Origin of the sequence: Fodinibius salinus, from assembly GCF_008124865.1 — a bacterium.
Lineage (GTDB): Bacteria > Bacteroidota > Rhodothermia > Balneolales > Balneolaceae > Fodinibius > Fodinibius salinus.
Genome location: NZ_VNHY01000001.1, coordinates 394,970 through 418,135 on the forward strand (window position 1 = coordinate 394,970; position 23,166 = coordinate 418,135).

General features: G+C 42.8%; 18 protein-coding genes. 10 read left to right on the forward strand and 8 right to left on the reverse strand.

The window, feature by feature from the left end:
• Positions 1-54: 54 nt before the first annotated feature.
• From LX73_RS01710 to LX73_RS01720, 3 genes are all read right to left on the reverse strand, one after another.
• Complete coding sequence (locus LX73_RS01710) at positions 55-1,548, reverse strand: DUF5723 family protein (protein ID WP_148897737.1); 1,494 nt, start codon at positions 1,546-1,548, stop codon at positions 55-57.
• 82 nt (positions 1,549-1,630) lie between these two features.
• Positions 1,631-3,898 carry an ATP-dependent helicase gene (locus tag LX73_RS01715; protein WP_148897738.1) on the reverse strand — a complete coding sequence of 756 codons (2,268 nt, stop codon included), beginning with the start codon at positions 3,896-3,898 and terminating at the stop codon, positions 1,631-1,633.
• A 98-nt stretch (positions 3,899-3,996) separates the two neighbouring features.
• Positions 3,997-6,696, reverse strand: a complete 2,700-nt coding sequence (locus tag LX73_RS01720) for a valine--tRNA ligase (protein WP_211359337.1) — start codon at positions 6,694-6,696, stop codon at positions 3,997-3,999.
• A 285-nt stretch (positions 6,697-6,981) separates the two neighbouring features.
• On the opposite strand from LX73_RS01720, the gene LX73_RS01725 reads away from it, so the two are divergent.
• Entirely contained in the window at positions 6,982-7,227 is a 246-nt protein-coding gene (locus LX73_RS01725) for a hypothetical protein (RefSeq protein ID WP_148897739.1), read from the forward strand.
• 273 nt (positions 7,228-7,500) lie between these two features.
• Here the strand turns inward: LX73_RS01725 and rsmB are convergent, their stop codons facing one another.
• Positions 7,501-8,820: a 16S rRNA (cytosine(967)-C(5))-methyltransferase RsmB gene (gene rsmB, locus LX73_RS01730; protein ID WP_148897740.1), complete on the reverse strand. Its 1,320-nt coding sequence runs from the start codon at positions 8,818-8,820 to the stop codon at positions 7,501-7,503.
• Between the two features lie 178 nt (positions 8,821-8,998).
• Entirely contained in the window at positions 8,999-10,570 is a 1,572-nt protein-coding gene (locus LX73_RS01735; protein ID WP_148897741.1) for a DUF4139 domain-containing protein, read from the reverse strand.
• A gap of 221 nt (positions 10,571-10,791) precedes the next feature.
• On the opposite strand from LX73_RS01735, the gene atpD reads away from it, so the two are divergent.
• Together atpD and LX73_RS01745 are read left to right on the forward strand one after the other, a co-directional pair.
• A complete protein-coding gene (gene atpD, locus LX73_RS01740; protein ID WP_148897742.1) occupies positions 10,792-12,294 on the forward strand; it encodes a F0F1 ATP synthase subunit beta in 1,503 nt (500 codons plus the stop codon).
• Between the two features lie 9 nt (positions 12,295-12,303).
• Entirely contained in the window at positions 12,304-12,723 is a 420-nt protein-coding gene (locus LX73_RS01745; protein ID WP_148897743.1) for a F0F1 ATP synthase subunit epsilon, read from the forward strand.
• 466 nt (positions 12,724-13,189) lie between these two features.
• On the opposite strand, the gene LX73_RS01750 is transcribed toward LX73_RS01745, so the two are convergent.
• The 3 genes from LX73_RS01750 to LX73_RS01760 are packed head-to-tail and all read right to left on the reverse strand — an operon-like array spanning position 13,190 to position 17,375.
• A complete protein-coding gene (locus tag LX73_RS01750; RefSeq protein WP_148897744.1) occupies positions 13,190-15,553 on the reverse strand; it encodes a penicillin-binding protein 1A in 2,364 nt (787 codons plus the stop codon).
• Positions 15,554-15,561: 8 nt separating this feature from the next.
• Complete coding sequence (locus tag LX73_RS01755) at positions 15,562-16,341, reverse strand: UDP-2,3-diacylglucosamine diphosphatase (protein WP_148897745.1); 780 nt, start codon at positions 16,339-16,341, stop codon at positions 15,562-15,564.
• Positions 16,342-16,355: 14 nt separating this feature from the next.
• Positions 16,356-17,375, reverse strand: coding sequence for a polyprenyl synthetase family protein (locus LX73_RS01760; RefSeq protein WP_148897746.1), 1,020 nt, complete (start codon positions 17,373-17,375; stop codon positions 16,356-16,358).
• Between the two features lie 148 nt (positions 17,376-17,523).
• Here LX73_RS01760 and LX73_RS01765 point away from each other — a divergent pair, with 148 nt between their 5' ends.
• From LX73_RS01765 to fabD, 7 genes are read left to right on the forward strand one after another with little or no spacing between them, the layout of a single operon-like run.
• Positions 17,524-18,810 (forward strand): glucose-6-phosphate isomerase, encoded by a 1,287-nt coding sequence (locus LX73_RS01765; RefSeq protein ID WP_148897747.1) that lies wholly within the window; start codon positions 17,524-17,526, stop codon positions 18,808-18,810.
• 4 nt (positions 18,811-18,814) lie between these two features.
• The gene (locus LX73_RS01770) at positions 18,815-19,483 is read left to right on the forward strand and encodes a deoxynucleoside kinase (RefSeq protein WP_148897748.1); all 669 of its coding nucleotides are present in this window, start codon (positions 18,815-18,817) and stop codon (positions 19,481-19,483) included.
• A gap of 46 nt (positions 19,484-19,529) precedes the next feature.
• Positions 19,530-20,048: a YceD family protein gene (locus tag LX73_RS01775; RefSeq protein ID WP_148897749.1), complete on the forward strand. Its 519-nt coding sequence runs from the start codon at positions 19,530-19,532 to the stop codon at positions 20,046-20,048.
• Positions 20,049-20,072: 24 nt separating this feature from the next.
• Positions 20,073-20,249, forward strand: a complete 177-nt coding sequence (rpmF, locus tag LX73_RS01780; RefSeq protein ID WP_148897750.1) for a 50S ribosomal protein L32 — start codon at positions 20,073-20,075, stop codon at positions 20,247-20,249.
• Between the two features lie 23 nt (positions 20,250-20,272).
• Entirely contained in the window at positions 20,273-21,256 is a 984-nt protein-coding gene (gene plsX / locus LX73_RS01785) for a phosphate acyltransferase PlsX (protein WP_148897751.1), read from the forward strand.
• 12 nt (positions 21,257-21,268) lie between these two features.
• Positions 21,269-22,264, forward strand: coding sequence for a beta-ketoacyl-ACP synthase III (locus LX73_RS01790; RefSeq protein WP_148897752.1), 996 nt, complete (start codon positions 21,269-21,271; stop codon positions 22,262-22,264).
• A complete protein-coding gene (gene fabD, locus LX73_RS01795; protein WP_148897753.1) occupies positions 22,264-23,151 on the forward strand; it encodes an ACP S-malonyltransferase in 888 nt (295 codons plus the stop codon). The genes LX73_RS01790 and fabD overlap by 1 nt, the downstream gene beginning before the upstream one ends.
• The last annotated feature ends 15 nt before the right edge of the window (positions 23,152-23,166 follow it).

Sequence of the window (23,166 nt, forward strand, 5' to 3'; positions counted from 1 at the left end):
ACAATAAGTGGAGGTATTATAGAATAAGATTGACAGCTTGACATATACGATCGTTTACAAATGAAGTTCGATACCGGCAAAAGCCCCACCCCCAAAATCAGTGGTAAAGGTTTTAGAGCGAAATAGGATTTGTGCTCCCACATTAAAATCCCAGTGTTGTGTTTCAATTCCCGTTCCCATACTAAGGTGAGTAGGGATTCCTGCAGCCAAGCGAGCTCCCGTCCTGATAGGAACATTCGGATGCGGACGGGCTTCTAGCCCCAGATGAAGTGCCAGTTTTGTACTCGTGAAAGCAGTATTTCTAAGCCCGAGCGTTAAGTCTCCCATAAGTTTTATCCGTTTGAGTTCGAGCAATATGCCAGTATTAATAGAGCTGGGGAGTAGGGCAGTGTAGTTATCCAGATTGTTTTTTTGTGCTGCCAGTAGGGGATTTGGAAGCTTGTTAGCGGAATCGAAGTAATTGATATACTGCCCATCAGCCCCGATAAACATTGACCGGGCTGCTGATTGCTGTTTGGTAACTATCAGCGAGTCGCGCGGCGTTGAAATTTGCATCGGATCATCAGTGTAGCGTACAAATCCAATATCATTAATTGAAAAGCTTACTCGTATTGATCGATTGATTACTCCATCATCCTCACCAACAGAAGGTAATTTTTTACCCAATGGAATCAGGTAGGTAAGTCCAAAATCGACGCCCATGCCGTAACCGGTATTGTCAATACTATAATTCCGGTCGTAGTTATTTTGGATCGCTTGCCGGGCATTTGGGTTCGATCGGTAGTCATCAACAGAACGTGAATATTTACCCGTTGAGCTATACGTAAACTGATCTGTCAATAACGTATTTTGATTATCGCCTGATTTGAAATACTTGGCATCATACGAAAAATTCAAACTAGGACCGGCCAGCACCAATTTCGGTGAGATACCGATATAGAGTTCATTAACACCGGAAAACCAACCATTTACAAACGTAAAGCTCTGGGCATAGCCTACTGAAAATTCATACAAATGATTGCGCTGTTGGGTCAGTTGAAAATTCCGTACCGAACTATTTTCTAAGGTTGTGAAGTTCTGATCATACCATCCGCGTCCTACTTCGATACGAGAGCCATACCGTGCTCGTGCAGCAATAGAAAAAGCCTTGTCTTTACCTTGCCAAACGGCCCCGCCGAGCAGAATATCTGCCCGACTTTGGTGCTGCGACAATAAGTCTTTCCCGGCATAATTTTGATCTAAAATAGTTTGTCGTTGTTCACTTGTAATCCCAGTAGTATTAGGGTTAGGAGGGAAATAAGAATCAGTAAAATTAAAGAACTGCCGGCCTGCTGCACCGCTTGAAAGTACGGGTTCATACAGGATGCCAATGCTGCCTACCTGCAGATGCCATCGTCCGGACTGATCAGTTATAGCCAGGTTTGCGGGATTCCAAAAGGTAGCTTCAACGTCACTGATATAGGCTGTACCGCCGCTGCCTAGTGAGGTGTTTCGCGCTCCGAGAATAGGTTGTGCCTGCAGTGAGACCAACCCCAGAATTAGCACCATCACTATAATACTGCAGATGGCTATAAAAAGCCTTTTGTTTGGAAAGATGGATTCCACCATGTCCTAATAATACTGAATACGTTTATCCGACAACTTCTAGTTTAGCGGCACGAAGCATTAATGTTTTACGTCCGCGATCTTTGAAGAACACTACTACTTTTGTCTTTTCGCCTTGGCCGCTTCGGCTGATAATTTTACCGGGCCCAAAAACATTATGTTCTACTTGAGCTCCTACCTGAAAAGGATCTCCATCGGGATTGTCATAGTGAATCTTTGTACCGCCCGAGGATTTATTGTTTTTGTTGTATTGAGGTTTTTGCCGGTCATATTCAACGTGGTTGCCGCTGTTGTTATTCTGATTACTATTCTTAGACGAAGAAAAGGCGTTGTCATTTTGTTTGATAGATGCTCCTGTTTCTGTACGGACGACATCGGAGCTTACCTCATCGAGAAACCGAGAACGTTTTTTTCGTTGTTCTTCGCCATATTTATAGCGGCTTCGGCAATGACTAAAAAACAAATCCTGCTGGGCACGGGTTATAGCTACATAGAACAACCGTCGCTCTTCTTCAATATTAACTTCTTCATTATCTCGGCTACCTACAGGAAAAAGCTCTTCCTCCAATCCTACAACAAAGACCGCAGGGAACTCAAGTCCTTTGGCAGCATGGACAGTCATCATTGTTACTGCCGGTTTGTCTTCATCATATTTGTCAGTATCAGTAATAAGACTTATTTCCTGAAGGAAAGCACTGAGCGTGGCATTTGCGTTATCTTTTTCAAAATAGGAGATAGCGTTTTCGAGCTCCAGGATGTTTTCGCGGCGGGTCATAGACTTGGGCGAATTTTCTTCGACCAACGATTTCATATATCCTGATTTTTCAAGCAGTTTTTTGGTTACATCAATAAGCTTTTTACCGTTGGCAAGGTCACGTTTAAGTTCGTTGATCATTGCCACAAAATCTTTGACACTGTTTTCCGCAGGAGTATAGATATCCGCTTCTTCTACATTTTTAAGAATCTCCCACAGTGACTGGCCAGTTTCGCGCGCCCGAAGCATCAAGCCTTGCATTGATTTATTGCCAATGCCTCGGGAGGGTTCGTTAATTATCCGTCGCAAATTAGTATCATCATGGGGATTGATCAGCAGTGTCAGGTAGGCTAGGACATCCTTAATCTCCTTGCGCTGATAAAATGAAAGTCCGCCTACCAGCTGATAGGTAATTCCTTTGCGTCGAAAAGTTTCTTCAAAAACGCGGCTCTGATAGTTTGTGCGATATAGAATGGCAAAATCTCCGAAATCATACCCCTTGCGCCTCTTAAGTTTCTGGATATAATCAGCCACTCTGTTTGCTTCATCTCGCTCATCGTAATTATCAAGTACGGTGATCATATCACCTGTGTCGTTATCCGTCCACAGGGTTTTATCTAGCTGGCTGTCATTCTTTTTAATAATAGAATCAGCTGCCTTCAATATTGCCTTTGTGGAGCGATAATTTTGCTCCAGTGGAATTTTTACAGCATCTTCATAGTCATTTTTAAAATCCAGGATATTGCGGATATCGGCTCCACGAAATGAATAAATGCTTTGAGCATCATCACCTACTACGCACAAGTTTTTGTACTTTTCGGCCAGCATATTGGTGACGGTATATTGGGCATGATTTGTATCCTGATACTCGTCAATAAGAATATATTTAAACCGATCCTGATATTTGGCGAGCACCTCATCATACTTGTTAAAGAGTTCAATTGGTTTGATGAGCAGGTCATCAAAATCCATGGCATTGTTGTGCTTTAGCCGCTGTACATAAATATCATAGATGGTAGCTGTAATTTCATCAAGCGTGCTATGGACAAACTTTTCGTTGTATTGACCTGGATGGATAAGCTCATTTTTGGCATCGCTGATACGCCGCTGCAAAATACGTGGCTTTATTTCTTTGGGATCATAGCTGTTTTCCCGCAGAATTTGCTTAATTGCATTCTTAGAGTCATCAGTATCATAAATAGAATAATCGGAGTTGAACCCAATTTTTTCTGCCTCATATCGTAGAATTTTGGAAAATACTGAGTGGAAGGTACCCATCCACAGCCGACGAGCTTGGTCTCCAATAAGTTCACCAATGCGTTCTTTCATTTCGGTGGCTGCCTTATTGGTGAAAGTAAGTGCTAAAATTTCATTGGGTGTTGCTTTTTGCTGTTGGATAAGATACGCAATGCGATAAGTAAGTACGCGTGTTTTGCCACTTCCGGCTCCGGCTACAATAAGTAGGGGACCCTCACCGTGCCGCACTGCACGCTGCTGTTGTTTATTTAAATCGTGAATAAAATCAGGCTCTTGGGGCATAAATGGATCTAAAGAATTTTAAGCTTAGCAAACATGGATGTTCGTATAAGCAAAAGAAATTTATTGGGTGTACCGAAAAAAGTACTTTCTGCGTTCTATTAATCCAGCTCGTTTAAAATTGTTTGCAGTTTTTTGAGATTCGTTTCGGTGTCTTCTTTTTTATCTCGCTCTTTCTGAACCACATCCTCAGGCGCATTATTAATGAAGCCGTCATTATTTAACTTGCCTTCAATAGATTTTAAGAATCCTTTAAGGCGATCAATTTCTTTCTGGATGCGTTCCCGTTCCTTGTCGAGATCAATGAGTCCTTCAAGGGGCACAAAAATTTCCGTTCCTTCAACAATAGCAGAAGCGGATGTATCCGGCTTTTTCAGATCTGCCTGAACTTCAAGATTGGCAATGGACTGCAGCTTATGGAAAATCCATTCATTTTCGCGAAGAGCCTCAGCCATTTCTTCATCCTTGGCCTTAATCATCAGATCAATATCATCATTGGGGCTTAATTTAAATTCGGCCCGAATATTTCTGACTGATGAGATCATCCGCTGAATGACATCAAAGAGCTGTAGATCAGATTCTGCAACCGCTGATTGGTCGAACTCCGGCCATTCGGCAACAATGATTGCTTCATCGGTATTGCGATTGCGGATGTGCTGCCAAATTTCTTCGGTGATAAACGGCATAAATGGATGCAGCAGCTTCATCAGCTGTTCAAAGAAATTGAATCCGCGAGATAAGCGCTCCTCGGGAATACTGGCGCCCGGTTCATCCGCTTTAATCAGCTCGATGTACCAGTCGCAGAAATCATCCCAGATTAGTGAGTAAATTTTATGTAGTGCTTCGTTGATACGAAAATTTTCAAAATCTTTGTTGATAGCATCGATGGTCTCGTGCAGACGAGAGAGCATCCAGCGATCCACTAAGTTGTCATCGTTAATATCGAGTTCCTGATCCAATTCTGAATCCTCTGTACGATTCATGGAGAGGAATCGAAACGCATTCCAGATTTTATTGGCAAAATTTCGCCCCTGTTCACAAAGTTCTTCCTCAAAAAGAAGATCATTACCGGCAGGGGAGGAGAACAACATCCCCACGCGGACGCCATCAGTCCCGTATTCTTCCATCAGTTTAATGGGATCGGGCGAATTGCCCAGCGATTTTGACATTTTGCGGCGCTGACTGTCGCGGACAATCCCCGTATAATAAACATTGCTGAATGGCTTTTCGTCACAGAATTCATATCCGGAGATGATCATCCGGGCGACCCAGAAAAACATAATTTCGGGAGCTGTAACCAGATCTTGCGTAGGATAGTAATATTCAAGTTCTTCATTTGCTTCGCCCGTTTTGATGAATTCAGGATCGAAAACAGTAATTGGCCAGAGCCATGATGAAAACCATGTATCTAGCACGTCTTCATCTTGGCTGATATCGTCAGCAGTTAAATCGCTATTGTCGTATTTTTCGCGTGCCTTTTCAATAGCCTCATCTTGTGTTTTAGCGATCACATAATCATCCTTGTCATCGCCGTAGTACCAGGCCGGAATACGCTGCCCCCACCAGAGCTGTCGAGAAATACACCAGTCGCGGATATTTTCCATCCAGTGGTTATATTCATTTTTAAACTTGGATGGATGAAACTGAATATTGTCATTCATCACGTTTTCGTGGGCCGGCTTCGAGAGCTCATCCATCTTGCAGAACCACTGCAGCGACAGCCGCGGCTCAATGATAGCATCGGTTCGCTCGGAATAGCCCACCTTGTTGGTCATCTCTTCAATTTCTACCAGCTGATCCGCATCCTCGAGATCTTGTATAACTAGCTCTCGAGCCTCAAAGCGGTTTTTACCAATGTGATGTTCGGCCGCTTCGCTGAGCGTTCCGTCGGGATTGAGCATATCAATAATTTCCAGATCATGCTTTTTCCCGATCTCGTAGTCATTTTCGTCATGGGCTGGCGTAATTTTTAGACAACCGGTGCCGTATTCCATATCCACATAATCATCTGCAATAATGGGTACTTCGCGCTCCACAACGGGGATAATAGCTGTTTTCCCGATTAGGTCCTGGTAGCGTTCATCATCAGGATGTACGCATACAGCGGTATCTGCTAAAATTGTTTCGGGACGTGTTGTCGCAATTGTAACCCACTCGTCACTGTCCTTAATCTTATAACGGACGTGATAGAGTTTGGAGGTTTCCTCACGGTGAATAACCTCTTCATCAGAGAGGGCGGTTTGCGCTTCCGGATCCCAGTTAATCATCCGCTTACCACGATAAATATAGCCGCGTTCGTAGAGTTCTATAAAACAGTCGATAACGGCTTCGTATAAATCATCTTCCAGCGTAAATCGTGTTCGCTCCCAGTCACAAGAGGCTCCGAGTTTGCGCAACTGCTGCAGGATAATACCGCCGTGCTCGTCAGTCCAGTCCCAGGCGTGTTCTAAAAATTCTTCGCGGGTCAGGTCGGCTTTGGTAATACCTTCATCCCGCAGTTTTTGCACTACTTTGGCTTCAGTAGCAATAGAAGCATGATCGGTTCCTGGTACCCAGCAGGCATTTTTATCCTGCATTCGGGCGCGGCGAACTAGCACATCCTGAATGGTATTATTAAGCATGTGTCCCATGTGCAGTACACCTGTCACATTAGGCGGGGGGATGACGACGGTATATGATTCGCGGTCGTCGGGTTCGGAATGGAAAAAGCCGTTATCCTCCCAGAAGTCGTACCATTTGTCTTCGATACTACTGGGATCAAAATGTTTAGGAATGTCTTGCGAAGCCGTGGGGGTATCCAAAATTACAATAAACTATTTTACAAATTGATGTTATCGCTAATAAGATCGGGAAGATACGAAAAAGGAAAGAAGATGTAGAGTAGATTCCCAAATCTATTTAACAAGAAATCGCAGGTAGAACGATCCAGTTTTATCAGAAATAATGATCCTGATTAAGGATAACTGCTGCAAAAAGAGTTATTGGCTAATTAATGCTAAATAACAATTGTTTCTTGGATTTTGAATATATGATAATTGGACTTGGATAAGCTAAAATATCTATTCATCTAATTAGTTTAGAGTATTATGGAGGGGAGGACACAGATTCGCGGTTATTTCCATCCTACGAATATTGGCATTTCTCTTTCATTTGAAGAGCAGGCGGGGAATGCTCTGCTAAATCTGAAGCACGAGAATACTTTGAATACACATAATCTGGATTTTACTATCAAAAAGACGGGGGGGGAGGAGGAGCTGAACTTTGAGATTGTTACAGTAGAAGATGAAAAACAATTTTATACTACTCACATTAAGCTCATCTCCTTTTATTAAAGATGACCGGGCCTCTATTTTAACTAATTTTCCCTATTCCTCAACTGATACACTTGAAATTCAAAAACAAGGTGACAGTAATTCGTTCTATACTACAAAAGTATGGTACAAGAATGAGCTTATTTGGGGTTAAAGAACAAGGGCAGAATCAGAGATATTATTTTAAGATCACAAAAAGGTTAGGTCGAGTTGATTGAAAGAGCCAAGGTTAAGGCTATAGAGGTGGGTATGATATCCGTTTACTAACCTGCTTTATTTATATTGATCTGTGGCTTATTTCACTCGCTTTAGCAGTACGCCAAAGTGTCCGTCGCAATTATGCTTGTGCGGCAGAGTTTGGTAGGCTAGGCCACCGTGAGCAATAGTTTCATCCGGCACATAACCTTCGACTGTTTGTAGCTCAAAATTATCGTGTCGGTCAAGAAACTGCATCACCTGTTCCATATTTTCCTCCTCTTCCAGGGAACAAGTGCTATACACTAGTCGCCCGCCTTTTTTGACCATCTTGGCCGCCGAATCAAGCAGTTTTGACTGCAGTTCTACTGCATTTTCGAGTCCTTCCTTATCGCGGCGCCAGCGCAGGTCGGCACGCTTGCTGAGTACACCTGTACCGGTGCAGGGAGCGTCGAGCAGTACGGCGTCGGCTTCGTCAAGTTCAACATCGGTAACGTCGGCACGGCGGACCCGAATATTTTCTGCATGGTAGGAAAGAGCACTCTCGGCCAGCTTGTCGAGCCGGTCAGAAGAGATGTCAACAGCAAGGATATCACCTTCGCCATCCATAAGATCTGATAATACAATACTTTTTGTTCCCGGTGCAGCACAAAGGTCATAAATAGACTCGTCAGATTGAGGATCCAGCAGGTAAGGAGCAAAGCCAGCACCTATATCCTGGACTTGACAAAATCCTTTATCCAGCCATCCTTTTGAGATAAATGGTGCTACACTTTCCACTTCAAAGTAGCCGGGTAACCAGTCGCTCTGATGGAACTCAATATTATTTTTGGTCATCCGCAGCTTAAAATTTTCTGTCTTAGTGCGCAGGTTATTGGCGCGGATAAAATAAACCGGTCGGCTGTTGTTGGCCCGCATAAGCTTGAAGGCCTCCCGTTCGCCAAAGCGGTCGGTCCATCGTTCCACCAGCCATTCGGGATGTGAAAAGGTAGTAGCAATCAGTTTTGTGCGATCTTCAAAATTTGGTTTTGGAAGATCATCAATATCGCGCTGTAGGTTGCGAAGAATAGCGTTCGTCAGATCGCCGGTACGAGACCCCAACTTGAGCTTGGAAATTTCAACAGATTCATTAATTGCCGCATAGTCAGGCGTGCTATCCATGAAAACCATATCATAGACACCCAGCCGCAAAATATTTTTAAGGCTGGTTTTCATTTCGTCAATTGTAACATTAGAAAACTGGTCAATCAGAAAATCAAGATAGCTGCGCCGACGCAAAATATTCTGGACGTATTCACGCACTTCTGCGCGACCACGCGACTCAAGACGATCCGCTTTAGAATAGTTGAGAACGTTATTTTCATCAAATTCAATTAGTATTTCTACACTTACAGAACGAGCAGATGCTTCAGTTTCCAATGCAATATTCGTTTAAGTTAATTTTTACAGTGAGACCGTACGATTATTTGACGAAATTTATTACTGTTTAATCCAAATGTTACTTTCATAGATCAATAATCATATTGGATTATGACAGGTTGCCAAAAATACAGTTTTCGCAGAGGAGTTGCTAATGGATATTTCCAGAAATTCAAGGTTAATTGTTCTTCTGAATTTTCTTCCCTGATGGATATTCCAGCACATAGCGAATTTGTTTATTTTGTGATTGCCCAGGCTCGAGGTTGAGCGTCCAGTGCAGTTTACCGGTAGATGATTCATACTGTGCTCCGGACCGTTCCTGTAGGTTCACTTTAATATCTTCATTTGTGGATACCGGAATTTGGTCAACCAGCTTAAGTTTTACGGTACGTTTCTTATTGTTTTTGACTGTCAGCCGCCAGGCTTTAGTTTCGCGTACTTTATTTCCAAAAAAGTTTTTTTCACTAAACTTTTTGATTCGTGTGCGTTCCAGTGCAATATTTTCGTCTTTGCCCAATGAAACTGTAAGCGTATCGTTGGCGGTATTGGGATTGAGGCTTGATTGTCCTACAAATTTTTGTTCAAAATAAAGATTCATTGGTCCCGATAATAAATTTCTGTTTTCCCAGTCTGCTATATGAGCTGTAAGGTATGCCGTTTTATTAGCTTTGGGCATGGCGTAGTACTCATAATTGGTAGGAATGCTATACTCTTTAGCGGTTACCGTCTTGGCCGAGCCGTTGCCGGGCACAGAGTAGGGTACGGCGATATCAAACTGAAAAGAGGTCTGGTTTTGGCTGACGCTAGTTTCGACACCAGACATTTTAGGTGTGTTGGCAGCTGCATCCATGTTGGCCTCTCTTGCTTGCATGTTGGCTCTGGCTGTAGGGGATTCATAAAAGCTGAGAAAGCTGGGCTCAAAAGAGGGGAGAGTGGTATTGCTTCTGGGATTAGCTGATGAAATGCTCAGTGAAATATTATCCCAGTTTATACCTGTTGATTGATATACATCAGCTTTATACGTGAGTTGGACCGGATCAGCAATATTATTGACTCGTAGATCATATCGAGGTTTCCACCCGGCCCGGGAAGTAAAATAGCTGAATTGAAGTGTTATCGTTTGCTGTTTCTTGGATCTAATTTCTGCCAGAATAACGGCTGACTTACGTTGTTGTTCTTGTTGTATCTTATCGATCTTTTTCTGGACCTTTTCTTTCTTCGCGCTCAACTCGTCGATTGTATCTTGAATTTTAATCTTTCCCTGTTCAATATCAGTAAGTTGCTCTCGAAAGTATTGCATGGCCTGCTTAAGTTCTGATACTGATATTTTTTCATTCCCTTTTTGTAACTTCCTGTTATCCATCAGGATATCGAGCTCATAGTTCAAAACCTTTTGCTCTGCCTTTTTCTTTGAAATATTGGTTTTAATATTTTCCAAGCTTTCTTGCAGAGAATGCAAAGAATCTGTTACCGTCGGACTATGGGTTTGTTTCTGTACTGAAAGCAGTGTCACAGGCTGATTGGCTGAAACAGTGATAGAATTTTCGGACAACGAATTTGTAAGTCCATCCAGACTCACTTCATTAATACCCTCTTGTAAAGTAATTTCTACAGATCGCCTGATTTGTGCGCCCGACCGAAATACGGTGGCATGTTCAATAGTTGAAGGAGGCCGGCTATTATCAGCAGACTGTGTTGGTTGGAAAGGAACAACAAGTAGCGTGAAAATGATAGAAAGCAGTAGATTCATAGCATACTATTTTATTATCACAATAATTAAAGATGACGATACAACGATTAAAGATGAGAAATTATTGAACAAAATTCTCCAATAAAGGTTGAATAAATTTGTAAGTAAGACTTTGCCTTTTTTAGTAAAAAGCCCTAACTTTTCCCGCTTCCAGACTGATGGGAGAATAAGATTTTACAGCTCTAACATTTTCAATAAATAATCATTTTTAACTGCCATAAATAATGAATAAAGGAACCGTTGCACAAGTTATTGGTCCGGTAGTGGATGTTGATTTTGATCAGGGAGACATTCCGCCGGTGCTTAATGCACTTTATATCGAACGTGAAGACAATTCTAAACTTTATCTGGAAGTTGCCCAGCATCTCGGTGAAAGTCGCGTGCGTACCATTGCGATGGATTCAACCGACGGACTGGTTCGCGAAATGGATGTGGTCGATACCGGATCACCTATTTCTATGCCGGTAGGCGAAGATATCAGGGGCCGCGTATTTAATGTAGTCGGCGAACCTATTGATGGTATTGAGCCGCCCAAAGGTGATCGCAAGTATCCTATTCACCGATCAGCACCCGACTTCGAAGATCTGGCAACGTCAACTGAAATGCTCGAAACAGGCATTAAGGTTATTGATCTATTATGTCCGTATGCTAAGGGTGGCAAGACCGGGCTGTTTGGCGGTGCCGGTGTAGGCAAGACGGTTCTTATTCAGGAATTGATTAACAATATTGCTAAAGGTCACGGTGGACTCTCAGTATTTGCCGGTGTTGGTGAGCGTACTCGCGAAGGGAATGATCTGATTCGCGAAATGATTGAGGCCGGAATTATTGACTATGGCGAAGAGTTTAAAGAAGAATTTGAAAAAGGAAACTGGGATCTTAGCAAGGTAGATAAGGACGCACTGAAAGAGTCTAAGGCGACCTTTGCATTTGGACAGATGAACGAACCCCCCGGGGCTCGTGCTCGTGTAGCTCTTTCAGGGCTGACGCTAGCTGAGTATTTCCGTGAAGAGGTTTCCCGCGATATTCTGCTCTTTATTGACAATATTTTCCGATTTACGCAGGCCGGATCTGAGGTATCAGCTCTATTGGGGCGTATGCCTTCAGCCGTAGGTTACCAGCCTACGTTGGCTACCGAGATGGGTAACCTGCAAGAACGTATTACCTCTACTAAAGGAGGTTCCATTACTTCTGTACAGGCTGTATATGTTCCTGCGGATGACTTGACGGACCCTGCACCGGCTACGACTTTTGCTCACTTGGATGCAACGACGGTTCTTGACCGTGGACTCACACAGATTGGTATTTATCCTGCTGTAGATCCGCTGGATTCTTCTTCTCGAATTCTGGATCCCCACGTTGTGGGCGAAGAGCACTATAACACAGCCCAGCGTGTGATTGAGATCCTACAGAAGTATAAAGATCTGCAGGATATTATTGCTATTCTGGGTATGGATGAGCTTTCTGATGAAGATAAAACTGTTGTAGCTCGTGCCCGACGCATTCAGCGTTTTCTCAGTCAGCCATTCTTTGTTGCTGAGCAATTTACGGGTCAGCCTGGTAAGTACATTAACGTGGATGACACCGTGAAAGGCTTTAAGAAGATTCTGGATGGTGAGCTTGATCACCTGCCGGAAAAAGCATTCTACATGGTAGGAACCATTGAAGAAGCTGAAGAAAAAGGCGAAGAGCTTTTGGCCGAAGAAGAAGCCGAAGCTGCTGAATAGAGGTAACTGATGAATAACTTTCATGCACAAATTTTAACCCCGGAAGGTTCTCTTTTTGATGAAGAGGTGACTGGGGTTCGGGTACCCGGAGAAATGGGAAGCTTTGAAGTGAAGACACTTCATGCGAATATCATTTCTTCGCTTGATGTAGGTAAAATTCTGATTCGCAAAGCAACCGGAGAAGAACAGCACTTTGCTGTGACCGGCGGTTTTGTAGAAGTAGTTGATAGTAAGCTTACACTATTGGCTGAGGCCGCTGAACCAGTCGAAGAAATCGATGTTGAGCGAGCTAAAAATGCCAAACAGCGAGCTGAGGAACGTCTTGATGCTGATGATGCTGATATTGATAAGGAGCGGGCTCAAAAAGCACTCAAGCGAGCTAAAAATAGAATTAAACTGGCTGCTGATATTACAGTGAATACCCAATAGCAGCTGGTAATAATTGAGTATATATTAAGGGCAGCCTTATCGAAGGCTGCCTTTTTTATTGGTATAAAAAAAATACAAATGGTATGATCCAAAATTTATAATCGTTGCTCTAAATATTTCAATCTCTCTACTTTGTAAAAAAGCTATTATGCACAAAATATACTTTATATCGTAAGCTAAGTTCCTGCTTCTCTCACCAAGAGCGCTCTGTTGTCTAATATTTTTTTGTTGATTAGTTTGGTCTTGGGAGAAGGAACAGACGCTTCTATGAAGTCTGGTAAGAGGTAGTGGAGTTGAAAATAAATTGACTTATTACAGTCTGATAAGTGGGAGAGGAGATCCCCAAAATAGAATGATGGATAAGATAAGTTTTTGGTATAGTAGGTACGTGATATTCAATCCATTTTCTATAAAGCTGATGTGATCAGTTTCATAGACGAAACCAGTATTTTGTAAACAGCTGCAATTACCAGTCGATACGTCCGGTTCCAGTTTTACGGCTGTTGTCTACGCTGTCGGGATCCTGAGGCATCACAAAGCCCGGCGGTTGTTGAAAGGAATCGTAGCTCCAAGGCGCTTCCGGATCATCTGATGCTAAGTTAATAAACTTGCCTACAATTGGCAGGGCAGAACGGGCTCCCTGACCGATACTATAATTTAGATCTGTGGGAAAGCGAATCATACGGTTTTCACCGCCTACCCATGAGCCCATCACAATGTGGGGCATCATACCTACGAACCAGTTGTCGGCGCTATTTTGGGTGGTTCCTGTTTTGCCGGCTACATCTTGACGCACGCCATAGACGTTGCGCAGACGAACTCCTGTTCCGTAATAGTCATCACCGCCGCGGATGACTCCGCGCATCATATCAACCATCATATAAGCCGTCTTGGGACTAATAACTTCATCCCGATATTCGGGATTATATTCTTTGATGACGTTTCCTTCTTTGTCCTCAATGCGGGTTATGGCAATGGGATCGATATGGACGCCTTGATTGGCAAAAGTAGTATAGGCGCTAACTAGTTCCAGCAACGATACCTCGGCCGTGCCCAGCGCGATAGAGGGGTAGGCCGGCGTATCAGACATATCAATTCCTAAATTAGACGCCATCTGCTTTATTTTTCGGGCTGCGGGATCTAAGTCTTCAAGTTTGGTTGTATTAGGTGCTCCGGCAATTTCGGGAAGTAATCTTACGGTCACATTATTGAGACTTCTTGCCAGCGCTTGTCTCAGTGGAATCATTTCCGGTCCTGATGGAATATGGGGATCTTTTGGTTTCCAAGCTTTGCCATTGCGATCGTAAAAGACACTCGGGTATTTCGAAAATTTATGATAGGGTTTATAGCCGTTATCCACTGCAACTGAATATACAAATGGCTTAAAGGTAGAGCCGGCTTGCCGCTGCGATTGGGAAACGTGATCGTATTGAACATTTCCATAATTCGATCCACCAACCCAGGCTAATATATTTCCATTATTGGGATCAATACCTACAAAACCGGCTTCTAACCGTGTTTCAGCCCGTTTTACTGAATCAACAAAAGCACTGTCGGCAAATAAACTATCAAATACAACTGATTCCTGATCAGTATTATACTTGGAAAACGCATTTTTGTACCGATCGGTTTTTCGGATAAAGGCTCGTAAGAAGCTAGGATATTTATCCCAAAAGCGCCTCATATATCCGCCATTCTTAATTGCTTTTTTACATACTGAAAGTGGGGCATCCCCTGTGGTCCATTCACATTCATAGATGGTTTGTAGAGAATCCAGCTTAGTACGCAGTGCTTTTTCGGCATATTTCTGCAGCCGAGAGTCGATGGTCGTATAAATGGTTAATCCATCTTTATAAAGATTATAGCCATTTTTTTGTGTCCATTTTTCTACTTTTTTGCGGACATATTCACCAAAATACCGGCTTTCCTGACCAGTCTCAGACGGCGGGTGATAGTTTAATGATATTGGTTCGTTTCGCAATTTATTATATACCGCATCGCTGATGAATTCATGTTTATTGAGCAAATAGAGTACGGTATTACGTCGCGAGCGGGCATTTTCTGGATTAATTCGAGGATTATAGAGATATACAGCGTTGAGTGATCCTACTAGCGTAGCTGCCTGAGAGATCGTTAGATCTTTAGCGTCTTTACCATAGTGTGTTAAGGCAGCCGACTGAATACCAAAAGCGCTATTGGGAAACTCTACGGTATTTAAATACATCTCAATGATTTCGCGCTTGGTATAATTCTGCTCAATTTTTATAGCAGTGATCATTTCTCTAAACTTGCGGATAAGCGAAAATTCCCGCCCGATCTTTTTGTATAAATTGCGGGCAAGTTGTTGAGAAATTGTGGAAGCGCCGCGAATATTTCCTGTTGTGGTGATTTGGTAAATTGCAGCAAAAATTCCCTGCATGTCTATTCCCCAGTGATTATAAAAGCGGTGGTCTTCGGTAGCGATCAGGGCATCCACAATGTGGGAGGACATTTTTTCAATGGGTACATAAGTTCGATTTTCGGTATAGAAGCGGTCAAGCACCACACCATCGCGGCTCTTAAGTTCTGAGGCAACGGCGGTTTCGGGATTTTCGAGCTGCTCCACCGATGGGAGTCCCTGCAACAAATAGATAAAGAATCCGAGTGCAGCAACAAGTATAATACCTATCGTTGTACCTCCCCATTTCAATGTTCTCGATGAAAATCGATCCCAAAGATTTGATCCGCTTTGGGGTTGGGAATTATTCTTTTGAGTCTTGGATTTTTGGTGCCGGTATTCGGGATCGTTAAAATAACGATCCATATCATTGTCTTGGTTTTCGTTGCTCATTTAGCTTGTTATTCGAAATGGTTTAAAGACTGTGATTGGGGATTCCAGCGCATCAGAGAAAGTTTGTCATCATCGTATAACGCTAGTGTTTGATGAGCACAAAAGGTACCCAAATTTATATAGGTTCCGAAAGTAAAATGTTTCGTTCGGGGTATATGATCATGTCCGCATAAAATAATATCAATATCAGATTCTTTGAGCGTTTTTTTAGCCCAGTTGTTTAAGGTTTGGGCTTTTTTATCATCATCCACAGAATCAATAAAACGTGTGAACCGGGCAAAATATTTCATGATAGTGATACCCATTCGGGGCGGAAGTAACTTTTGATACCACTGCACAAATGTAGGGTGATGTAAGAACCTGTGTAGTGGCGGATAGGGGAGTTCAAGATTCGTATCGGCTAGCCCGTCGCCGTGTAAGATCATCAGTTTTTTGCTATTAATCGAGCATGTTATAGAATTATGAACGACCTCAAATCCTTGTTGGGAAAGGTAGTCTCGGGTCCAGTGGTCATGGTTACCGGTAATAAATGGGGTTACGCCGACGCTGGTATTATATTCCCGGAAATGATTGAGCACCTTTTTACCAAGTTGGGGTACAGCATCGGGATAGGCCATCCAGTAATCAAAAAAATCACCAGCAATAATAATTCGGATGTCGTTCTGGCGGCAGTATTTGAGAAGCTGCAGCAGCTCGGATTCGATTTTGGCATTTTTATCATCCGAGAATCCTCCCAGGTGGATATCTGAAATAAACAGCAGAGGTTGGGAAAGGCTAGAGGTATCCATCGGGCGAAGATAGGTTATTTTTTGCGCTCGATGATATAAGTTATGAGATCCTCGAAGCTGGTACGAGCTTCCGACTCGGGGAGGGTGCGAAGTTTAGTTAGTGCCTGATCAGCATAATCATTCATTATGGAACGGGCGTAGGTAATGCCGCCGTGATCATGCACAAAAGATACAATTTCGTCAATATCTGCCTGCTTTTTCTTAGGTTTGTGCATCAGGTATCGGGCACGGATTTTCTGTCGGAGAGATGCATTTTCCAGTGCCTTAATAAAAGGTAGAGTCACTTTTCGTTCTTCAATGTCTTTGCGTGTGGGCTTGCCCACATCATCTACACCATAGTCAAAAAGATCATCCCGGATTTGAAAAGCAATCCCAGTATACATGCCGATGTCATGCATCATTTTGTGCATCTTTGGATCGTCGGTGGCTGAGATAGCTCCGCATTCACAGCACGAAGCGATCAGGCTGGCCGTTTTTTCTGAAATGACTTTAAAATAATATTCCTCGTCCATGTTAAAGAGCCGAGCTGCCTTAAATTGGCGCAGTTCGCCTTCACTCATTTGCTTGACGGCCTTGGAAAGTACTTTCAACAGTTTGAACTCTTCGTGGTCCAGGGCGGTCAGCAATCCTTTTGAAAGTAGAAAATCCCCGAGTAGTACGCCCGCTTTGTTATTCCATACTTTATTAATACTCAAAAATCCACGGCGCAATTCGGCTTCATCAACCACATCATCGTGAATGAGCGTGGCTGTATGCAGCAGCTCAATCATAGTGGCAGCTACATAACTTCGTTCGGTTACATCTCCGAACAGTCGTGCAGACATAAAGACAAGTGTGGGGCGTATTTCTTTCCCTTTTTGCCGCAGCAGATACTGTACAATCTTGTCAAGCATCCATACATCAGTACGCAGCGCTTGTTTGTAAAAGGATCGAAATTCTGATAAGCTGTCGGCTACAGGGGCTGTAATATCCTGTAATGTCTTCTTCTTTTTTCGATTAAATGTAGTAGCTTTTTCGAGCTGGGTGTCAATCATGGGAAATATTTTGCAACTGAGTGGTTCATCCTCAAATAAAAGTTGAAATTTAGCAATTATTCAGCTTTAATACTCCATCAATTTGAAGTCTCGAAAGCGCCTTAATATAGAATTTGTACCGCTAATTATTAAATAATCCTGATGATAAATGATTGATGTTGATGTAAGCCGGGCAGAAAAATTCCTTTCGGAGGAAAATCTGCATCAGGCAAAGGTTACTGCTGCGGATGCACTGAAAACAGTACGTCAGCAGAACGGAGAAGGTGCAGAATGGCTGGGATGGCGATCACTTTTAGATGATCCCAATGATGCTATCCTTGAACAGCTTGATCGATTGGGAACTGCTATCAGGGAAGAAGCAGATGTTTTTCTTGTTTGTGGAATCGGCGGTTCTTATCTGGGAGCGCGGGCTGTTATTGAAGCACTGTCCCCATTTTTCAATCAAGAGGCACCTGAAATTATTTATGTGGGTCACCACATGAGCGGTGGATATTTGCAAGAGCTGATCGAATATCTTGATACACCAAAGGTTGATGGTGAACCCAAGAGTGTATATTGTAATGTGATATCAAAATCGGGGACTACACTTGAAACTGCTCTTTCTTTTCGAAAGATTCGAAATTGGATGGGTAATACCTATCCTGATTCACTACAACAACGCATTATTTGTACTACAAGCAGTGAGGGAGGTGCTCTCAACAAGCTTATTGATGAATATGACTTTCAAAAATTTGTGATTCCTGATGATGTGGGCGGCCGATTTTCGGTGCTTACGCCGGTAGGATTATTTCCTATGGCGGTGGCGGGTATCGACATCCGGAGCCTTTTTTACGGAGCAGTAACTGAATACGAAAAGCTCGAAAATGAGGCAGAAATACTGATTAATTATGCTGCCGTAAAATATGCCCTTTATCAAAAGGGCAAGCAGATGGATGTGCTTACTTCATTTGAGCCAGAGCTATCAGGACTTTGTGGCTGGCTTCAACAACTGCTGGGCGAAAGTGAGGGTAAAAAACAAAAGGGAATGTTGCCCGTTACGGCCAGCTATTCTACAGATTTACACAGCTTGGGACAGTTTATGCAAGATGGGTCGCGCACAATGATGGAGACTTTTATTACAGTTCAAAAATCTGATACCTCATTTACGGTGGAAGAAACTGAATCAAATAATGATGAACTTAATTATCTTGCGGGGAAGTCATTCCATGATATTAACAGCAAGGCTCGTAAAGGTACAATTAGTGCTCATACCGAGGGCGGGGTGCCATGTATTTCTGTCAATATAGAAGTGCTTAATGCTTCACAGGTAGGAGCGTTTATTTATTTTTATGAGTTGTTTACCGCTGTCTATTGTTATTGTTTGGGAGTAAATCCCTTTACCCAACCGGGCGTAGAAAATTATAAAAAAAGAATGTATAAATTGTTGGATAAATAAGCTGATGAGTAAAAGTAATAAAAACGAACAGGACATAGAGCAGGATTCTGATAATTTGAAATTTATTGCCGTTGCTGGCAATATTGGTGCTGGAAAGTCTTCACTAACGAAGTTGTTGGCAAACCATTTTAGCTGGGAACCATTTTATGAATCAGTGGATAATAATCCTTATCTGTCTGATTTTTATGAGGATATGCGCCGATGGAGTTTTAACCTTCAGATCTATTTTCTTTCTAGCCGATTTCGGCACCAAAAGCAGATGTTGCAAAAAGAGGGGAGGTTTGTGCAGGATCGCACGATTTATGAAGATGTAGAGATTTTTGCTAAAAACCTGCACAACATGGGGCTGATGAGTGACCGCGACTTTGAGAACTACAAAGCTCTTTTCGAAGAGATGACCGATTACCTGCAGCCGCCTAGCTTATTGATTTATATTCGCGCGCAAGTGCCCACGCTAGTAGAACAGATCCAGCAGCGGGGGCGTGAATATGAAAATACTATTCGCATTGAATATCTGGAGCGACTTAATGGTTTGTATGAAGATTGGATTGACAGATACCCCCACCAGAAGCTTATTATTGATACTGATGACCTCGATTTTGTAAATAATGATGAAGACTTAGGACGCATTATAGAGCTTGTTGAGCAGCGGTTATTTGGGTTGTTTAATTGATTGCAGAAATTGACAATTATTCATATTTTTGCAAGCAATTACAGTTATGTCAAAACTTGAGTTTAACATAGTAGAAATACCTGAAGGTGAAAGCCGGAAAACAGTTCGTCTGTCCGGTGATGACCTTGATTTATCACCACATACCTTTGAGGGGGGTGAAGTAGAATTGGTGTTTTATCGCACCCCTCATTTTATTCGGGTCAATTTTGAAGTGGAATCTGAAGTTGCATTGACTTGCGATCGCTCGCTGGAATCGTATATACAGCCGATAGTATCGGAATACGAGGTAGTTTTTAAGGTTGATGTGCGTGAAGAGTCTGAAGATGAAAATGGAGCTGTTCGACGGTTCGATTTTTCTACAAATACCTTGGATGTTGGTGATGAAGTGCGCGATACTATTGCACTGAATATCCCCATTAAAAAATTGCATCCGAAATTCATTGATGAAGATGGCACGCCAAAAGAGTTTGAGACAAAATCGTATGGTGATATTCCGGATGAGGAAGAAGGTGAATCGGAGATGGCAGATTCCAGGTGGGAGAAACTGAAAGAACTTAAGAATTAATATAAATATTATTACTAATTCATAATGGCACAACCAAAACGACAACATTCCAAATCTCGACAAGGTAAACGCCGATCTCATAATAAGATCGGAGAGCCAACACTGGCAGAGTGTAGTAACTGTGGAGCTTTCCACCGTTACCATCACATCTGTAAAGAATGCGGTTTCTATCGTGGCCGGCAAATTATTGATGTAAATTAATAACCGCAGAAAATTTTCCTTTCATGATTATTGCTGTAGATGCTGCGGGGGGCGACCATTATCCCGAAAATCCAGTTAAAGGTTCTATTCAGGCACTTAACGATCGCGATGATCTGACGATCATTCTTGTCGGCCCGGAAGATTCGGTGAACAGCGAGCTTTCAAATTATGAATATGACCAAGAACGACTGTTGGTAGAGGATGCCCCCGAAGTTATTGGGATGGATGAATCTCCGGCACGAGCCGTAAAAACCAAGCAGAATTCATCAATTGTCAAGGGACTAGGGATGCATAAAGCCGGCAAGTGTGCTGGTTTTGTAAGTGCTGGTAACACGGGTGCTCTTTTGGCAGCTTCGACCTTCCTTTTAGGTAAGTTGGAAGGCGTTAGTCGTCCAACAATAGCTGCTGTATATCCCACTGTAAAAGGAGTACGTTTAATGCTGGATGTGGGTGCCAATCTTGAAGTACGTCCAGAAATGTTTTTACAGTTTGCTCGAATGGGTGAAATCTTTACCCGCGAAATTATGGATATTGATGATCCGCAAGTGGGGCTTTTAAATATTGGTGAAGAGCCGGAAAAGGGAACTGATACCTTGAAGGAGGCATTTACTGAATTAAAGTCGCTCCCAAATTTTGTAGGTAACGTTGAAGGACGAGATATTTTTGATGCCGGGGCTGATGTCTTTTTATGTGATGCGTTGGTAGGTAATGTCCTATTAAAATTTGGTGAGTCCATTCCTGCAGCATTAAAAAAGTTTATCAAATCGGGTATAGAGAAATTGGAGTTGGGACCCCAAGAGGCAAAAGCAGTTCAAAAAGTACTTAAGGTTTCTCTTTCTGAATTTGATGCTGACCGTATTGGGGGCGTTCCGTTCCTGGGTGTAGATGGTGTAAGCATGGTTGGACATGGCAGTAGCTCTCCATTGGCTGTAAAAAATATGATATTGAACGCTGTAAAATGCGTTGATCATGATATCAATGAAAAAATTGTAGCATCTCTTAAATAACTTTCTTTTTGAATGGCAGAAATTAATCGAGCAGTAATCACATCCGTAGGTCACTATTTGCCTGAACACCGGTTGACCAATGAAGATCTTGAGCAGATGGTGGAGACCAATGATGAGTGGATCCGCAAACGAACTGGCATTAAAGAGCGAAGAATTTTAAAGGATGATGATAAGGCGACATCATTTATGGGAGCGGAGGCGGCTCGCGAAGCGCTTAATGAGCGTGGAATTTCAGCCGATGAGATTGATACTATCGTCGTAGCTACGGTTACACCGGATTATTTGTTTCCTGCTACGGCGTGCATGGTGCAAGAAAAGATTGGTGCTTCTAATGCCTACGCATTTGATGTATCTGCAGCTTGCTCAGGATTTTTGTATGCACTGACCACCGGAGCCGGTTTTATTGAGTCGGGCAGGGCTGAAAAAGTTTTGGTAATCGGGTCTGACAAAATGAGCTCGATCGTTGACTATACCGACCGTTCTACTTGTATCTTATTTGGCGATGGCGCTGGAGCGGTATTGCTGGAGGCATCAGAAGATGAAACTGGAATTATCGATTATATTCATCACACCGAAGGAGATACTGATCTGGCATTATATCAGCCGGCAGGGGGTAGTTTAAATCCTGCGAGTGAACAGACGGTAGCTGATGGGTTGCACTATGCCAAACAGGATGGACGAAAGGTTTTTAAAAAAGCAACGGTGGGTATGGCCGATGTTTGTGAAGAAATTATGGAGGAACATCAACTTACCGCAGATGATATCGATTGGCTGGTGCCGCATCAGGCGAACAAAAGAATTATTGATGTTACCGCCAACCGCATTAATTTGGATGAAGATAAAGTAATGATAAATATTGATCGCTATGGTAATACAACCGCGGGCACGATTCCGCTTTGCCTGTACGATTGGAAAGAGGAACTTAGCCACGGAGATAAGCTTATTCTTGCAGCTTTTGGCGGTGGTTATACATGGGGATCAATTTATCTGAAGTGGGGGATCAAATAATGAGTACAGCATATTTATTTCCGGGACAAGGTGCACAATTTGTAGGAATGGGAGAGTCTCACTACCAGGAGAATGAGGTTTTTGCATCACTGGTAGATCGTGCCAATGAGATTCTTGGTTTTGACCTTAAGCAGATTATGTTCGAAGGTCCCGAGGAAAAGCTAAAGCAGACTGAATTTACGCAACCCGCTATCTTTTTACACTCAGTGGCCCGTTTTCAGATGCTTGATGCACATCCTGATATGGTGGCAGGACACAGCTTAGGAGAGTTTTCTGCTCTCGTGGCATGCGGAGCTATATCTTTTGAAGATGCATTGCAGATCGTCCGCCGCCGAGGTGAACTTATGCAACAGGCCGGTGAAGAAAATCCCGGTACAATGGCAGCGGTGATTGGTATGGATGACGAAGTGGTAGAAGAAAAATGCCGTGAAGCTACCGAGGCTATAGGAGAAGAAGTGATTGCTGCTAACTATAACTGTCCGGGCCAGATTGTAATATCGGGTAATATTGAGGCGGTAAAGAAAGCTGTTTCTCTTTTAAAAGACGAAGGTTGTCGATTAGCAAAAATGTTGCCAGTGAGTGGTGCTTTTCACTCATCACTGATGCAATCCGCTTATGATGGGCTTGAGGAAAGCCTGGGATCGCTTGATATAGCAGAACCTGATTGTCCTATTTACAGTAATTATACAGCACGGCCAACAGAAGATCCCGAAGAAATTCGAAGTAATGTATTAAATCAGCTTTTAAATCCCGTAAGATGGACACAGACGCTCCAGATCATGCATCAGCACGGGGCTGAGTCTTTTGTAGAAGTGGGGCCCGGGAAGGTGCTTCAGGGATTAGTCAAGCGTACGCTTGATAATGTAGAAATTAACGGATATCAATAATTACTTAACGTGTTT

What these genes read in the sequence shown, in the direction of transcription:
- LX73_RS01710 (WP_148897737.1), bottom strand. Translation starts at nt 1,548, where the DNA reads ATGGTGCTAATTCTGGGGTTGGTCTCACTGCAGGCACAACCTATTCTC.
- LX73_RS01715 (WP_148897738.1), bottom strand. Translation starts at nt 3,898, where the DNA reads ATGCCCCAAGAGCCTGATTTTATTCACGATTTAAATAAACAACAGCAG.
- LX73_RS01725 (WP_148897739.1), top strand. Translation starts at nt 6,982, where the DNA reads ATGGAGGGGAGGACACAGATTCGCGGTTATTTCCATCCTACGAATATT.
- LX73_RS01735 (WP_148897741.1), bottom strand. Translation starts at nt 10,570, where the DNA reads ATGAATCTACTGCTTTCTATCATTTTCACGCTACTTGTTGTTCCTTTC.
- LX73_RS01745 (WP_148897743.1), top strand. Translation starts at nt 12,304, where the DNA reads ATGAATAACTTTCATGCACAAATTTTAACCCCGGAAGGTTCTCTTTTT.
- LX73_RS01750 (WP_148897744.1), bottom strand. Translation starts at nt 15,553, where the DNA reads ATGAGCAACGAAAACCAAGACAATGATATGGATCGTTATTTTAACGAT.
- LX73_RS01755 (WP_148897745.1), bottom strand. Translation starts at nt 16,341, where the DNA reads ATGGATACCTCTAGCCTTTCCCAACCTCTGCTGTTTATTTCAGATATC.
- LX73_RS01760 (WP_148897746.1), bottom strand. Translation starts at nt 17,375, where the DNA reads ATGATTGACACCCAGCTCGAAAAAGCTACTACATTTAATCGAAAAAAG.
- LX73_RS01765 (WP_148897747.1), top strand. Translation starts at nt 17,524, where the DNA reads ATGATTGATGTTGATGTAAGCCGGGCAGAAAAATTCCTTTCGGAGGAA.
- LX73_RS01770 (WP_148897748.1), top strand. Translation starts at nt 18,815, where the DNA reads ATGAGTAAAAGTAATAAAAACGAACAGGACATAGAGCAGGATTCTGAT.
- LX73_RS01775 (WP_148897749.1), top strand. Translation starts at nt 19,530, where the DNA reads ATGTCAAAACTTGAGTTTAACATAGTAGAAATACCTGAAGGTGAAAGC.
- rpmF (WP_148897750.1), top strand. Translation starts at nt 20,073, where the DNA reads ATGGCACAACCAAAACGACAACATTCCAAATCTCGACAAGGTAAACGC.
- plsX (WP_148897751.1), top strand. Translation starts at nt 20,273, where the DNA reads ATGATTATTGCTGTAGATGCTGCGGGGGGCGACCATTATCCCGAAAAT.
- LX73_RS01790 (WP_148897752.1), top strand. Translation starts at nt 21,269, where the DNA reads ATGGCAGAAATTAATCGAGCAGTAATCACATCCGTAGGTCACTATTTG.
- fabD (WP_148897753.1), top strand. Translation starts at nt 22,264, where the DNA reads ATGAGTACAGCATATTTATTTCCGGGACAAGGTGCACAATTTGTAGGA.